Genomic DNA, 14,000 nt, shown 5'->3' with positions numbered 1-14,000 from the left:
TTCTGCAATACCATATAAAGGGGAATTTCCGTCGGCATTCATGCCTACGTTTGCGAAAACTTTTCGCGGATCAATTGCGCCCTTCTTATGTCTCTTTCTTCAGCCGTTAGCTTTTCTCCTGCATATTGCTGTAAAAAACCCGGCTGCGTCATGACCAATAGTTCATTCATGACTTGTGTAGGAACATTTTTGATGATCCCCAGATCAACCCCCAGGCGAACGTCCGAGAGCCTTTGTGCTGCTTCCTTCGAATCCATAATCGCCGCGTACGACAAGATCCCGTAGGATCGGCTGATCCGGTCCAGCAGCTTGGCTTTTGTTTCGTATTGAAGCTTCTCCCGCGCGGCGCGCTCGTGCTCGATAATTTGCCGAACGACGCCGTACAGATTGTCGATAATTTCCTGTTCGGACTGACCCAGCGTAATCTGGTTGGATATTTGAAACAGGTTGCCGAGCGCCTCGCTTCCTTCTCCATACAGCCCGCGAACCGCCAGCCCTACTTGCGTGATGGCCGATAAAATACGGTTAATTTGCTGGGTCAGTACCAACGCCGGCAAATGAATCATCACCGAAGCGCGAATTCCCGTACCTACATTGGTCGGACAGCTTGTCAAATAACCGCGTTTTTCATCGAAAGCATAGTCCAACTGCACTTCGAATATATCATCGATTTGGCTGGCCAAATCCCAAGCTTCCTTAATTTGAAAACCGGGGCACAAGCATTGTATTCGCAAATGGTCTTCTTCATTCACCATAATGCTGACCGACTCGTTATCGCTGAGAATAACGGCTCCGTTGCGCGATTCGCTGGCCAGCGCCGGGCTGATCAGATGCTTTTCGACCAGCACCCGCTTTTCGAGGTCGTTCAGATCGGCAAGGGAAATCAGTGAAAACCGGCTGATCGTATGCAGTTCTTCATTTTGCAAAACATCCGATACTTTCTCCAGCACTTCCAAAGACTGCTGATTCGTTGCAAGCATCGGAAACGGGTAGGATTGCAGGTTTCGCGCGATACGGATTCTGCTGCTGATCACGATATCGGAGTCGGGACCGTCGCCTTTCATCCAATCGCTTAGAGCCTGCTCGGTAAATCGATTCACTGTCATCTGCAATTCCTCCTAACTCGCCAAAAGAAGTTTAGCTTTCGGCCACCTTCTTCTCCAAGTCGCGTATAACGTCTCGAAGTTGAGCGGCTTCTTCAAATTCTTCCTTCTCGATCCGCAGCAGCAGTTCTTTCTTCAAGTTCTCAATTTCCCTCTTATGCTTGATGATCCCCCCGGATCGTTTAGGAACCTTTCCGGTATGAAGCGTACTTCCATGGACCCGTTTAAATAGAGGGTCCAGCTTGTCGCCGAAATATTTGTAGCAGGAACTGCAGCCGAACCGGCCCACCTTACTGAACTGCGAGTACGTTAATCCGCATTGCTCGCAGCGGCTTGGCGGAGCCTTCGAAGTCGCCGAGTTATGAGTGGTTGGCTCGAAATCAAGCAGCCCCGACAAAAGGTTGTGAATGGAAAAGCCGTTCGGAGTCCCCGGAATCAGCTCTCCTTTTTCCCGGGCGCATGATTCGCAAATATGAAACTCGGTCTTTTCGCCGTTTAAAATTTTCGTAAAATGAAGCGTTGCCTGTTTTTTCCCGCATTCCTGACAAAGCATTTCAGAATCCCTCCTTATTTGCTCAACAAGGATATCAGCATAGCCTTCATAATTTTGGCTCGGATTTCATCGCGCAGCGGAAGCTTCAGCAAGAGCACTTCCCTTGATATAGCCGCCCTCATAATCGCGGCTTCTCTCGGAGTAATATAACCGTTCTCCTCCAGCTGATACAGGAGACCTTCAGAAGCACTCTGGTCGATCTGCGAGCTGATCGTTTTGAATATATGATCGTGAACAGATCCGTGCGTATTCAGCTCAATCTTTTGGATTCGGATATAGCCTCCGCCTCCGCGCTTACTTTCGACGATGTAGCCTTTCTCCAAAGTAAACCGGGTGCTGATGACATAATTGATTTGGGAGGGGACGCATTCGAATTGATCCGCCAGCTCATTGCGCTGAATTTCTACAATGCCGTCAGTGCTCTGCTGAATGATATGCTTCAAGTATTGTTCGATGACCTCGGAGACATTACGCATCAATTCAACCTCCTTCCCAGAAGTAAATTGACTTTGACTTTCTTTGACTTTAATAACATTATAGCAGTTTTCAGAAAATTTGCAACTATGGATAAACACTGATATCGAGCGGCAGAAGCCTAATTTTTTATTAATAACGGACATCGTGCCGAACCGTCTTCTTAATTTAAGTATTAACATAAAATGCGCCTATTTACCGTAAGAGCACTTTCCAAATATTGTTTTCCTCGAAGGATATGAACACCGAAAGACTCCGCTGCTTCCCAAACTGTACAAGACCATAAAAGAACCGATATCTGCCTTGTATACCTTTACGAATCCATAGGCGAAATCCCCGTCCTTTTCTCTAAAGAAACGGTAAACCGATGATCCTTGATCCATTCGGAAGCAATCGAATACACATTATCTTTCATTAAGGGGCTAAACGACGGATTATACATAATGTCTGCCTGTTTCGGAACGGGATCTGCCAGCATGACGCCATGCGTTTCAAATCCGTCCGGCAGTTCTCCAATCATTTTGACCGTTGCGACATATATATTTTTCACATACACAAGGCTATCTTGTTCAAAAATTAAATACTGTCCGATCCGCTCAATCGAATCCGGCTCTCCTCCCGCCTCTTCGTACAACTCTCTTCTAACCGTTTGGATCACAGACTCGCCTTCCTCCCTGCTCCCTCCGGGTAATTCCCAGCCGCGGCTGCGATGCCGGACAAGAACCAGCTTGCCCTGATAAAAGGCGAAAATTAAGACACAGTTAGCTTCTTCAATGAGACATTCCTTCGATAAAATTATTTTTTGGTTCGGCAAAGCGCCTGAGAATTCGTAATTCACCATGACCACCAACTTTTTCGGCAAAAATAACCCGCCTGAAATGAGAAAAAGTATTTGACCCGAAGATCAAATACTTTGCCCGAATAAACGACCGTTCGCTGCGTTTACAGACAGCGGATTTAGTAACGCAAGCTGATGATCCGTTCCTCCAGATACAAGATCGATACCTTCTGCCAGAAGCTCCTCCGATCACGTTTTGGCATTATTGACGACATGCTGAGCATACGTTTTGAATTCAGGCTGGAGCGCTATGGCTCCGCTATAACTTAATCCTTTGACCGGGCTTGATAAACTATAGCTCTATTGCTCCGTATACGGCCTAGACTAAGGCAGCATACTTTTCGCGGGCAATTTTCGTTGCATCCACCATGTTGCGCAGAGACGCAACCGTCTCTTCGAGTCCGCGGGTTTTCAGGCCGCAGTCCGGATTAATCCAGAAAAGCTTAGGGTCCAACACACGCAAAGCTCGTTCGATCATGCCCGTCATTTCCTCTACACTAGGAACCCGCGGACTGTGAATATCATATACGCCTAGACCGATGCCCAGCTTGTAGGTGTTCAACTCGAAGCTATGAATTAATTCGCCGTGGCTGCGGGAGGTTTCGATGGATATGACATCGGCATCCATCGCCTCAATGGAGTCGATCATGTCGTGAAATTCGCAATAGCACATATGCGTATGAATTTGCGTCGTCTCCTGTACCGTGCAGGTGGCGATGCGGAAAGCTTTGACCGCCCATGCCAGATAAGCTTCCTGCTCTTCTTCCTTCAGCGGAAGTCCTTCGCGAACCGCAGGCTCATCAACCTGAATCATACCGATGCCCGCTTTCTCCAGCGCCTCCACTTCTTGTCTGAGCGCATAGGCCAACTGGTATGCGATCTGCTCCCGAGGGATGTCATCGCGGACAAATGACCAGTTCATGATGGTAATCGGTCCAGTCAGCATACCTTTAACCGGACGGCTGGTACGAGACTGAGCATATCTGGTTTCTTCTACCGTCATTTCGCCCGTGAACGCTACATCCCCGAATATAACCGGCGGTTTCACGCAACGCGAACCGTACGACTGCACCCAGCCGTTTTGCGTAAATGCAAAGCCTGCGAGCTTCTCGCCGAAAAACTCGACCATATCGGTCCGCTCAAATTCCCCGTGGACGAGAACATCCAGTCCGATTTCCTCCTGGATCTTGATCCAGGTATCGATTTGCTCCCGAATGAACGCAGCATATTGCTCATTGCTCCACTCGCCCTTGCGCCATAATTGACGCGCCTTCCGAACTTCCGCAGATTGCGGGAAGCTGCCGATCGTCGTCGTAGGGAAAAGCGGCAATTGCCATTTCGCTTGCTGCGCCGCATGACGTTCGGCAAAAGGACGGGAACGCTCCGCTTGCTCAGCGCTAATCGCAGCGACAGCCTGCTGTATGCTGCTGCGGTTGCGTTCTTCCGACTGCTGAAGCGCTTGAAGGGCTCGATCGCATTGCTCCAATTCTTCCGCGATCCCGGAACTGCCCGATGTCGCTGCTTTCGTTATAACAACAAGCTCATCCAGCTTTTCATCCGCATAAGCGAGCACGTTTTTCAGTTCGGATGTAAGCTTCGTCTCCCGTTCTGTAGTTACCGGAACATGGAGCAAGCTGCTTGAGGTTTGCACGAGCAGACGTTCTGCAGGCACGAACTGGGCCAACTGTTCCAGCAGCTCCAGTTTCCCTCGGAGTGACGCCTTCCAGATGCCGCGACCATCAATGACCCCTGCACCCAAAACTTTGTCTGCAGGAAATCCGCAGGTTTTAATGGACTGTATATTACCGGAAAGTCCATGAACGAAATCCAAGCCTATTCCCTTGACTGGAAGCGAAACAATATCAGTATAACGATCCACCGCTTCGAAATAAGTTTGCAGCATAATGTTCAGATTAGGAACGGATGCAGCGAATGTTTCATAGACGGTTTTTAGCCTTTGAACGTCCTCTTCGCTTAGCTTCGTCACGAGAATCGGTTCATCTATCTGTACCCACTGAACTCCTTCTTCCGCAAGCTCCTGAAGAATCTGTACATACAACGGGAGCAGCCGATGCAGCCAAGCGTCCGTTTCCGATGCGCTGTACCCCTTCGACAGTTTCAGGAAGGTCAAAGGCCCGACGATCACCGGCTTACCTTCAATCCCGAGCTTCTCCTTCGCCTCCCGGTAGGCTGCCAGCGGCTTGTTCTCCGTAATGACAGGAGAGGCACCGGACAGTTCAGGAACGATATAATGGTAGTTGGTATTAAACCACTTGGTCATTTCGCTTGCTGCGGCTTCCTTCGTTCCCCGAGCGACGCCATAATAGACAGATAAAGGTACGACGCCTCCTTCAAAAGCAAACCGTTTCGGAATAATGCCGAACATGGCGGCGGTATCCAGAATATGATCATAATAACTGAAATCATTGACAGGTATTAGATCGATCCCCTTCTCCTGCTGCTTGCGCAAATGGTTTAAACGGATCTCTTGAAGCTGAAGCTGAAACTCCGATTCTTCAAGCTTGCCTGCCCAGAACGCTTCGAGCGCCTTCTTCCATTCCCTGTCGGCTCCAATACGCGGATACCCCAATACGCTGCTTCTTACCATCAGAAACCCCTCACTCCACAATTTGTTAAGAGAAAGATACCATAGATAAGAGGGTATAATGTAACTCGATTTAACTATATCTAGGTATAGTTAAAATATATATCGAAGCATTATTGGGATAGCTGCTGCTCAAGCGCCGCTACGTAAGCCGCCCCAAGCTTGGATAGCGAAACATTTCTATGGGAAATCCAGCCGACATTGATGGATTCCTCACAATCCAGAGGAACGGGGATGATTTCATTGCCATTCAAATCTGAGCTCAAAACACCGGTGGATATCGTATATCCGTTCAAACCGATCAATAAATTGAAGAGTGTCGCCCGGTCGTTGACGCGTATGCTTTTCTTATGCGACATGGTGCTGAGAATTTCTTCGGCAAAATGAAAGGAATTATACTCCCCTTGGTCAAAGGACAAATAAGGGTAGTTTTGGAGCTGGTCAATGGTTACGACCGACTGCTTGGCTAACGGGTTTTTAATGCTTATAAAAATATGCGGTTTGGCGACAAATAAGCTGTTGAACTGTAGATTCGCGCTTTTAAGCAGCTTATTGATCACCTTGCCGTTAAACTCGTTCAAGTATAAGATTCCGATCTCGCTGCGCAGGTTTTTGACGTCTTCAATAATTTCATAAGTTTTGGTCTCACGCAATGCTAATTCATATTCATCCTGACCATACTCCGAAACTAGACTGACAAACGCATTCACCGCAAAAGCATAATGCTGAGTCGAAACGGAAAAATGCTGCGGAGAAGGCTTCGCATTGAGATATCGACTCTCCAATAACTCTGCCTGCTCAACGACCTGCCGCGCATAGCTTAGGAATTCAACGCCTTCCTTGGAAAGCGATATCCCTTTATTGGACCTATCGAAGATGGAAATTTGGATCTCTTCTTCCAGATCCCTGATCGCATTGGAAAGGCTGGGTTGGGAAATAAACAGCCTCTTGGCCGCTTCATTAATAGAGCCACGGTTTGCGACTTCAATGACATATTTTAATTGCTGTAAAGTCATGAATTTTCTCCTCCCCGAGTAGAACAAAAAGCACTCACAAAAGTGAGTGCTTTAGCTGCTTGGCGACGTTCTACTCTCCCAGAACCCTTCGGTTCAAGTACCATCGACGCTGGAGGGCTTAACGGTCGTGTTCGAGATGGGAACGCGTGGTTCCCCTCCGCCATCATCACCAAACGGTATAGCTTGTTCAAGGCTTGTACCTTGAAAACTAGATACGAAACTCGTGCGCGTAGCGAGCAATGGTTATTTGTTCTTCCCGGTTTGTTTCCGGGCCCCGAGAAAGTACTGTCTAAACATAATCAACTAATTTAGCAGAATGTTTAGACGCCGATCAAGCTAATGCTTGATGCGGATGGAATCAGCTTCGAAGCTTCTCTTCACTTTCTTGGGAATTTGGTTAAGCCCTCGACCGATTAGTATTCGTCAGCTCCACACGTTGCCGTGCTTCCACCCCGAACCTATCTACCTCGTCGTCTTCAAGGGGTCTTACTTACTGGGAAATCTCATCTTGAGGGGGGCTTCACGCTTAGATGCTTTCAGCGCTTATCCCGTCCGTACGTAGCTATCCAGCCATGCTCCTGGCGGAACAACTGGTACACCAGCGGTACGTCCATCCCGGTCCTCTCGTACTAAGGACAGCTCCTCTCAAATTTCCTACGCCCACGACAGATAGGGACCGAACTGTCTCACGACGTTCTGAACCCAGCTCGCGTACCGCTTTAATGGGCGAACAGCCCAACCCTTGGGACCTACTTCAGCCCCAGGATGCGATGAGCCGACATCGAGGTGCCAAACCTCCCCGTCGATGTGGACTCTTGGGGAGATAAGCCTGTTATCCCCAGGGTAGCTTTTATCCGTTGAGCGATGGCCCTTCCATTCGGTACCACCGGATCACTAAGCCCGACTTTCGTCCCTGCTCGACCTGTTTGTCTCGCAGTCAAGCTCCCTTCTGCCTTTGCACTCTTCGAATGATTTCCAACCATTCTGAGGGAACCTTGGGGCGCCTCCGTTACACTTTAGGAGGCGACCGCCCCAGTCAAACTGCCCACCTGACACTGTCCCCATACCGGATCTACGGTACCAGGTTAGAACTCCGATACGATCAGGGTGGTATCCCAACGTCGCCTCCACACAAGCTGGCGCTCATGCTTCTCAGGCTCCCACCTATCCTGTACAGATCGTACCAAAGTCCAATATCAAGCTGCAGTAAAGCTCCATGGGGTCTTTCCGTCTTGTCGCGGGTAACCTGCATCTTCACAGGTATTAAAATTTCACCGGATCTCTCGTTGAGACAGCGCCCAAGTCGTTACGCCATTCGTGCGGGTCAGAATTTACCTGACAAGGAATTTCGCTACCTTAGGACCGTTATAGTTACGGCCGCCGTTTACTGGGGCTTCGGTTCATAGCTTCGGGTTACCCCTAACCACTCCCCTTAACCTTCCAGCACCGGGCAGGCGTCAGCCCGTATACTTCGCCTTGCGGCTTCGCACAGACCTGTGTTTTTGCTAAACAGTCGCTTGGGCCTTTTCACTGCGGCCCCCTCGGGCTATTCACCCTACCGAGGCACCCCTTCTCCCGAAGTTACGGGGTCATTTTGCCGAGTTCCTTAACGAGAGTTCTTCCGCGCGCCTTAGCATGCTCTGCTCGCCTACCTGTGTCGGTTTGCGGTACGGGCACCTTCTCCCTGGCTAGAGGCTTTTCTTGGCAGCCTGAACTCATGACCTTCGCTACTGTTATTTTCACTCCCCATCACAGACCAGCCTTATCGATGTGCGGATTTGCCTACACATCAGCCTCTCTGCTTGGACGGGCATCCATCAGCCCGCGTCACTATCCTTCTGCGTCACCCCATTGCTCATAACGGTTCACGGTGGTACAGGAATTTCAACCTGTTGTCCTTCGACTACGCCTTTCGGCCTCGCCTTAGGTCCCGACTTACCCTGAGCGGACGAGCCTTCCTCAGGAACCCTTAGGCTTTCGGCGGATCAGATTCTCACTGATCTTTTCGTTACTCATACCGGCATTCTCACTTGTGTACTGTCCAGCGCTCCTTACGGTACACCTTCAACCTATACACAACGCTCCCCTACCAGAGTAGATAAAATCTACAATCCATAGCTTCGGTGGTGTGTTTAGCCCCGTTACATTTTCGGCGCAGAGTCACTCGACCAGTGAGCTATTACGCACTCTTTCAATGGTGGCTGCTTCTAAGCCAACATCCTGGTTGTCTGCGCAACTCCACATCCTTTCCCACTTAACACACACTGGGGGACCTTAGCTGATGGTCTGGGCTGTTTCCCTCTTGACAATGGATCTTAGCACTCACTGTCTGACTCCCGGGATAAAGTATGTGGCATTCAGAGTTTGACTGGACTTGGTAACCCTTGGCGGGCCCCGCACCCAATCAGTGCTTTACCTCCACTACTCATCTCCCGAGGCTAGCCCTAAAGCTATTTCGGGGAGAACCAGCTATCTCCGAGTTCGATTGGAATTTCTCCGCTACCCCCACCTCATCCCCGAATTTTTCAACATTCGTGGGTTCGGGCCTCCAGTGCGTGTTACCGCACCTTCACCCTGGACAGGGGTAGATCACACGGTTTCGGGTCTACGCCCACGTACTTCGTCGCCCTATTCAGACTCGCTTTCGCTGCGGCTTCGGCTCTTCACCTTAACCTTGCACGGGAACGTAACTCGCCGGTTCATTCTACAAAAGGCACGCCATCACTCATTAACGAGCTCTGACTTCTTGTAAGCACACGGTTTCAGGTTCTATTTCACTCCGCTCCCGCGGTTCTTTTCACCTTTCCCTCACGGTACTGCTTCACTATCGGTCGCTAGGGAGTATTTAGCCTTGGCAGATGGTCCTGCCTGCTTCCCACGAGGTTTCACGTGTCTCGCGGTACTCGGGATCCGTCTAAGGTGTTCGCAGAATTTCAATTACAGGGCTTTTACCTTCTATGGCCGGCCTTTCCAGACCGCTTCGTCTACCCTGCTGCACCTATGTTGACGTCCCACAACCCCAGAGAGCAAGCTCTCTGGTTTGGGCTGTTCCGCTTTCGCTCGCCGCTACTGACGGAATCACTTTTGTTTTCTTCTCCTGAGGGTACTTAGATGTTTCAGTTCCCCTCGTATGCCTCTACACACCCTATGTATTCAGATGTGAGTAACTGAGAATTACCTCAGCTGGGTTTCCCCATTCGGATATCCCCGGATCAAAGCCTGCTTACGGCTCCCCGAGGCGATTTCGTCGTTCGCCACGTCCTTCTTCGGCTCCTAGCGCCTAGGCATCCTCCGTGTGCTCTTATTAGCTTAACCATGCTAATACACGTTGTATTGCTCTACGCATTTCGTTTCGTTATCTAGTTTTCAAGGAACAATCGTATTGCATTATTGGTGGAGCCAAGCGGGATCGAACCGCTGACCTCCTGCTTGCAAGGCAGGCGCTCTCCCAGCTGAGCTATGGCCCCATAATATGAAATTATCCATTTCGAGAAATGGTGGGCCCTAGTGGACTCGAACCACCGACCTCACCCTTATCAGGGGTGCGCTCTAACCAGCTGAGCTAAGGGCCCGCATTGAAACTTGCAACCCCATAAAGGGGTTCGCTTGGCGACGTTCTACTCTCCCAGAACCCTTCGGTTCAAGTACCATCGACGCTGGAGGGCTTAACGGTCGTGTTCGAGATGGGAACGCGTGGTTCCCCTCCGCCATCATCACCAAACGAATAGAGAGTTGTCCTCTCAAAACTGACCAACGAGTGAGTGACGTTGCAACTGTTACATCGAGTTCGTCGATGTCCGTTGTCAACTATTGTGCAACTATTAGTTGCTTATGTCCGATGACCTACAGTCACCATGGACTCCATAGAAAGGAGGTGATCCAGCCGCACCTTCCGATACGGCTACCTTGTTACGACTTCACCCCAATCATCTACCCCACCTTCGGCGGCTGGCCCCCTTGCGGGTTACCCCACCGACTTCGGGTGTTGTAAACTCTCGTGGTGTGACGGGCGGTGTGTACAAGACCCGGGAACGTATTCACCGCGGCATGCTGATCCGCGATTACTAGCAATTCCGACTTCATGCAGGCGAGTTGCAGCCTGCAATCCGAACTGAGACCGGCTTCTAAAGATTCGCTCCAGATCGCTCCTTCGCTTCCCGTTGTACCGGCCATTGTAGTACGTGTGTAGCCCAGGTCATAAGGGGCATGATGATTTGACGTCATCCCCGCCTTCCTCCGGTTTGTCACCGGCAGTCACTCTAGAGTGCCCATCCGAAATGCTGGCAACTAAAGTCAAGGGTTGCGCTCGTTGCGGGACTTAACCCAACATCTCACGACACGAGCTGACGACAACCATGCACCACCTGTCTCCTCTGTCCCGAAGGCCGCCCCTATCTCTAGAGGATTCAGAGGGATGTCAAGACCTGGTAAGGTTCTTCGCGTTGCTTCGAATTAAACCACATACTCCACTGCTTGTGCGGGTCCCCGTCAATTCCTTTGAGTTTCACTCTTGCGAGCGTACTCCCCAGGCGGAGTGCTTACTGTGTTGACTTCGGCACCAAGGGTATCGAAACCCCTAACACCTAGCACTCATCGTTTACGGCGTGGACTACCAGGGTATCTAATCCTGTTTGCTCCCCACGCTTTCGCGCCTCAGCGTCAGTTACGGTCCAGAAAGTCGCCTTCGCCACTGGTGTTCCTCCACATCTCTACGCATTTCACCGCTACACGTGGAATTCCACTTCCCTCTCCCGCACTCAAGTCACCCAGTTTTCAGTGCGATCCGGGGTTGAGCCCCGGGCTTAAACACCAAACTTAAATGACCGCCTGCGCGCGCTTTACGCCCAATAATTCCGGACAACGCTTGCCCCCTACGTATTACCGCGGCTGCTGGCACGTAGTTAGCCGGGGCTTTCTTCTCAGGTACCGTCACCCTTAGAACAGTTACTCTCTAAGGCGTTCTTCCCTGGCAACAGAGCTTTACGATCCGAAAACCTTCATCACTCACGCGGCGTTGCTCCGTCAGACTTGCGTCCATTGCGGAAGATTCCCTACTGCTGCCTCCCGTAGGAGTCTGGGCCGTGTCTCAGTCCCAGTGTGGCCGATCACCCTCTCAGGTCGGCTACGCATCGTCGCCTTGGTAGGCCGTTACCCTACCAACTAGCTAATGCGCCGCAGGCCCATCCGTAAGCCACAGGTTACCCCGTGTTTCATGATCTCCTCATGCGAGAAGACCAGCTATCCGGTCTTAGCTATCGTTTCCGATAGTTATCCCGATCTTACAGGCAGGTTGCCTACGTGTTACTCACCCGTCCGCCGCTAACCGTTCCCAAAGGAACAGTCCGCTCGACTTGCATGTATTAGGCACGCCGCCAGCGTTCGTCCTGAGCCAGGATCAAACTCTCCAATAAAGTTTCCCCAAAAAAGTGAAGCGAAGCTGCCGAAGCCTATTCCGATTACTTTCCGGGGACCCCACGAACCCAATCATGAGGCATTATTAGAGCTTGTCTTAAGCTCAAAATTCAATGCTAGCGAGAATTCGCATTCTCTATTTAACACTCACTCGTTGTTCAGTTTTCAAAGGACAATTTATTGCGCCCCCATTTTAGCGGCGACTTTTATAATATACCACATTCGCCTAGCCGATTGCAAGCTTTTTTTTATTTTTCGTATGCAATCGCCTGTTTTCAACCACCGCTTCAAAAGCGGCAAGAAGTAATATATCAAAAAGCGACATAAAATGCAAATGTTTTTTCAAACTTTTTTTGCTGCAAGTTATCATTCCAAAAAAACGAATCGCTTATCCGTAACTATAGCGCATCTTGCTAAAAAAAAGCGCATAATTCCCCTGTAAAGGAACTATGCGCTCTAAAGGTATCCCCTGTTACTCCCCTTGACGCTCGCGCATCAGAGGGAACAGCAGCACGTCGCGAATGGACGGCGAGTTCGTAAGCAGCATGACCAAACGGTCGACCCCGATGCCGAGACCGCCTGTAGGAGGCATTCCGTACTCCAGCGCGCGGATGAAGTCTTCATCCATTTCATGCGCTTCGTCATTGCCCTGCTCACGCTCCACAAGCTGCGCTTCGAAACGCTCCCGCTGGTCGATAGGATCGTTCAGCTCGGTAAAGGCATTGGCATGCTCGCGCGCGACGATAAACAGCTCGAACCGGTCCGTAAACCGCGGGTCCTGCTCATTTTTCTTGGCAAGCGGCGAAATAGCCACCGGATGGCCATAAACAAACGTAGGTTGAATGAGAGTCTCCTCAACGAACGTCTCAAAAAACTGGTTGACGATATGACCGAACGTCATCATCGGCTCTACCGGAACATTATGCTCTTTGGCGAGCCTATGCGCTTCCTCGTCCGACATTTGAACGCTGAAGTCGACGCCGACCACTTCTTTGATTGCATCGACCATCGATACGCGTCTCCATTGCGGTGTCAGATCAACCTCATGGCCTTGATACTCTATTTTGGTCGTTCCGAGCACGTCTTGAGCGATATGAGCGATCATTTCTTCCGTCAGCTTCATGATATCTTTGTAATCGGCATAAGCTTCGTACAACTCGATCATGGTGAACTCAGGGTTATGACGCGTAGAAATCCCTTCATTCCGGTATACGCGGCCGATTTCATATACTTTTTCCATACCGCCGACAATCAGACGTTTCAAATGCAGCTCGATAGCTATGCGCATATACAACTGCATGTCCAAAGCATTATGGTGGGTAATGAACGGACGGGCGGCAGCTCCCCCGGCAACGGCGTGCAGCGTAGGCGTCTCCACCTCCAAATAACCGCGGGAATCGAGGTAACGGCGCATCGACTGAATGATTTTGGAGCGCTGAATGAAAGTGCCCTGAACTTCCTGGTTCATAATCAAGTCAACATAGCGCTGGCGGTAGCGCAGCTCCACATCTTTCAGACCATGATATTTATCAGGCAGCGGCAAAAGCGATTTGGACAGTACTTCGACGTTAACCGCCTTAATAGAAAGCTCGCCCGTTTTCGTTTTGAAAACTACGCCGCTGACGCCGATAATATCACCGATATCCAGCAGATCGAACGCTTTGTATTTATCCGGTTCGATGGAATCGGCGCGCACATAAATTTGGATTTTCCCGGTGATGTCCTGTACGTGCGCAAAGCCCGCTTTTCCCATGCTGCGCTTTTGCATAATACGTCCGGCAATGCTGACTTCCGCGTTGATGACATCCAGTTCTTCCTTGGTTTGATTCTCATATGCTTCAAAGATTTCGCCCGCATGATGGGTAACATCATATTTTTGACCGAACGGATCAATGCCTAGACTGCGCAGCTCGTCCAATTTATTGCGGCGGATTTGCAGCAATTCGTTAATTTCTTGTTCAACTGTCATGCCTTTTTCCCAACTCCTTATTTCGAATGC

The 14,000-nt window shown here is 50.2% G+C and carries 7 protein-coding genes, 2 tRNA genes, 4 rRNA genes and 1 pseudogene; all 14 read right to left on the bottom strand.

The features are described 5' to 3' along the window. Positions 1-44: 44 nt before the first annotated feature. Positions 45-1,106 carry a protein-arginine kinase McsB gene (locus SK3146_RS21110; protein WP_249860659.1) on the bottom strand — a complete coding sequence of 354 codons (1,062 nt, stop codon included), beginning with the start codon at positions 1,104-1,106 and terminating at the stop codon, positions 45-47. A gap of 31 nt (positions 1,107-1,137) precedes the next feature. Then, entirely contained in the window at positions 1,138-1,656 is a 519-nt protein-coding gene (locus SK3146_RS21105) for a protein-arginine kinase activator protein McsA (RefSeq protein ID WP_249860658.1), read from the bottom strand. A gap of 14 nt (positions 1,657-1,670) precedes the next feature. Further along, the gene (locus SK3146_RS21100; RefSeq protein ID WP_249860657.1) at positions 1,671-2,132 is read right to left on the bottom strand and encodes a CtsR family transcriptional regulator; all 462 of its coding nucleotides are present in this window, start codon (positions 2,130-2,132) and stop codon (positions 1,671-1,673) included. A 311-nt stretch (positions 2,133-2,443) separates the two neighbouring features. Then, positions 2,444-2,992 (bottom strand): NUDIX domain-containing protein, encoded by a 549-nt coding sequence (locus SK3146_RS21095; RefSeq protein WP_249860656.1) that lies wholly within the window; start codon positions 2,990-2,992, stop codon positions 2,444-2,446. A 78-nt stretch (positions 2,993-3,070) separates the two neighbouring features. Then, positions 3,071-3,217 (bottom strand): annotated as a pseudogene (locus SK3146_RS21090) (serine hydroxymethyltransferase); the annotation flags it as partial. A 70-nt stretch (positions 3,218-3,287) separates the two neighbouring features. Then, positions 3,288-5,576, bottom strand: a complete 2,289-nt coding sequence (gene metE / locus SK3146_RS21085) for a 5-methyltetrahydropteroyltriglutamate--homocysteine S-methyltransferase (protein ID WP_249860655.1) — start codon at positions 5,574-5,576, stop codon at positions 3,288-3,290. A gap of 110 nt (positions 5,577-5,686) precedes the next feature. Beyond that, positions 5,687-6,589: a LysR family transcriptional regulator gene (locus tag SK3146_RS21080; RefSeq protein WP_249860654.1), complete on the bottom strand. Its 903-nt coding sequence runs from the start codon at positions 6,587-6,589 to the stop codon at positions 5,687-5,689. A gap of 57 nt (positions 6,590-6,646) precedes the next feature. Continuing rightward, positions 6,647-6,763, bottom strand: a 5S ribosomal RNA gene (rrf, locus tag SK3146_RS21075). 219 nt (positions 6,764-6,982) lie between these two features. Further along, positions 6,983-9,904: ribosomal RNA gene (locus SK3146_RS21070) — 23S ribosomal RNA — on the bottom strand. Between the two features lie 76 nt (positions 9,905-9,980). Then, positions 9,981-10,056, bottom strand: a tRNA-Ala gene (locus SK3146_RS21065). A 28-nt stretch (positions 10,057-10,084) separates the two neighbouring features. After that, positions 10,085-10,161, bottom strand: a tRNA-Ile gene (locus SK3146_RS21060). Positions 10,162-10,193: 32 nt separating this feature from the next. Further along, positions 10,194-10,310 (bottom strand): 5S ribosomal RNA (gene rrf, locus SK3146_RS21055). A gap of 146 nt (positions 10,311-10,456) precedes the next feature. Next, positions 10,457-12,000 (bottom strand): 16S ribosomal RNA (locus SK3146_RS21050). Together the 16S, 23S and 5S rRNA genes with 2 tRNA genes alongside form the textbook arrangement of a ribosomal RNA operon. Before the next feature lie 473 nt (positions 12,001-12,473). Beyond that, a complete protein-coding gene (lysS, locus tag SK3146_RS21045) occupies positions 12,474-13,970 on the bottom strand; it encodes a lysine--tRNA ligase (RefSeq protein WP_249860653.1) in 1,497 nt (498 codons plus the stop codon). Positions 13,971-14,000 lie beyond the last annotated feature (30 nt).

This window comes from Paenibacillus konkukensis (assembly GCF_023523925.1).
In the GTDB taxonomy this organism is placed as follows: Bacteria; Bacillota; Bacilli; order Paenibacillales; family NBRC-103111; genus Paenibacillus_S; species Paenibacillus_S doosanensis.
Note: the sequence above shows the minus strand (reverse complement) of the source record. Positions and strands in the feature narration are given on the sequence as shown.

Bases quoted from the DNA above. Each gene is read 5' to 3' on its own strand.
- SK3146_RS21110 (WP_249860659.1), bottom strand. From the start codon at position 1,106: ATGACAGTGAATCGATTTACCGAGCAGGCTCTAAGCGATTGGATGAAA.
- SK3146_RS21105 (WP_249860658.1), bottom strand. From the start codon at position 1,656: ATGCTTTGTCAGGAATGCGGGAAAAAACAGGCAACGCTTCATTTTACG.
- SK3146_RS21100 (WP_249860657.1), bottom strand. From the start codon at position 2,132: ATGCGTAATGTCTCCGAGGTCATCGAACAATACTTGAAGCATATCATT.
- metE (WP_249860655.1), bottom strand. From the start codon at position 5,576: ATGGTAAGAAGCAGCGTATTGGGGTATCCGCGTATTGGAGCCGACAGG.
- SK3146_RS21080 (WP_249860654.1), bottom strand. From the start codon at position 6,589: ATGACTTTACAGCAATTAAAATATGTCATTGAAGTCGCAAACCGTGGC.
- lysS (WP_249860653.1), bottom strand. From the start codon at position 13,970: ATGACAGTTGAACAAGAAATTAACGAATTGCTGCAAATCCGCCGCAAT.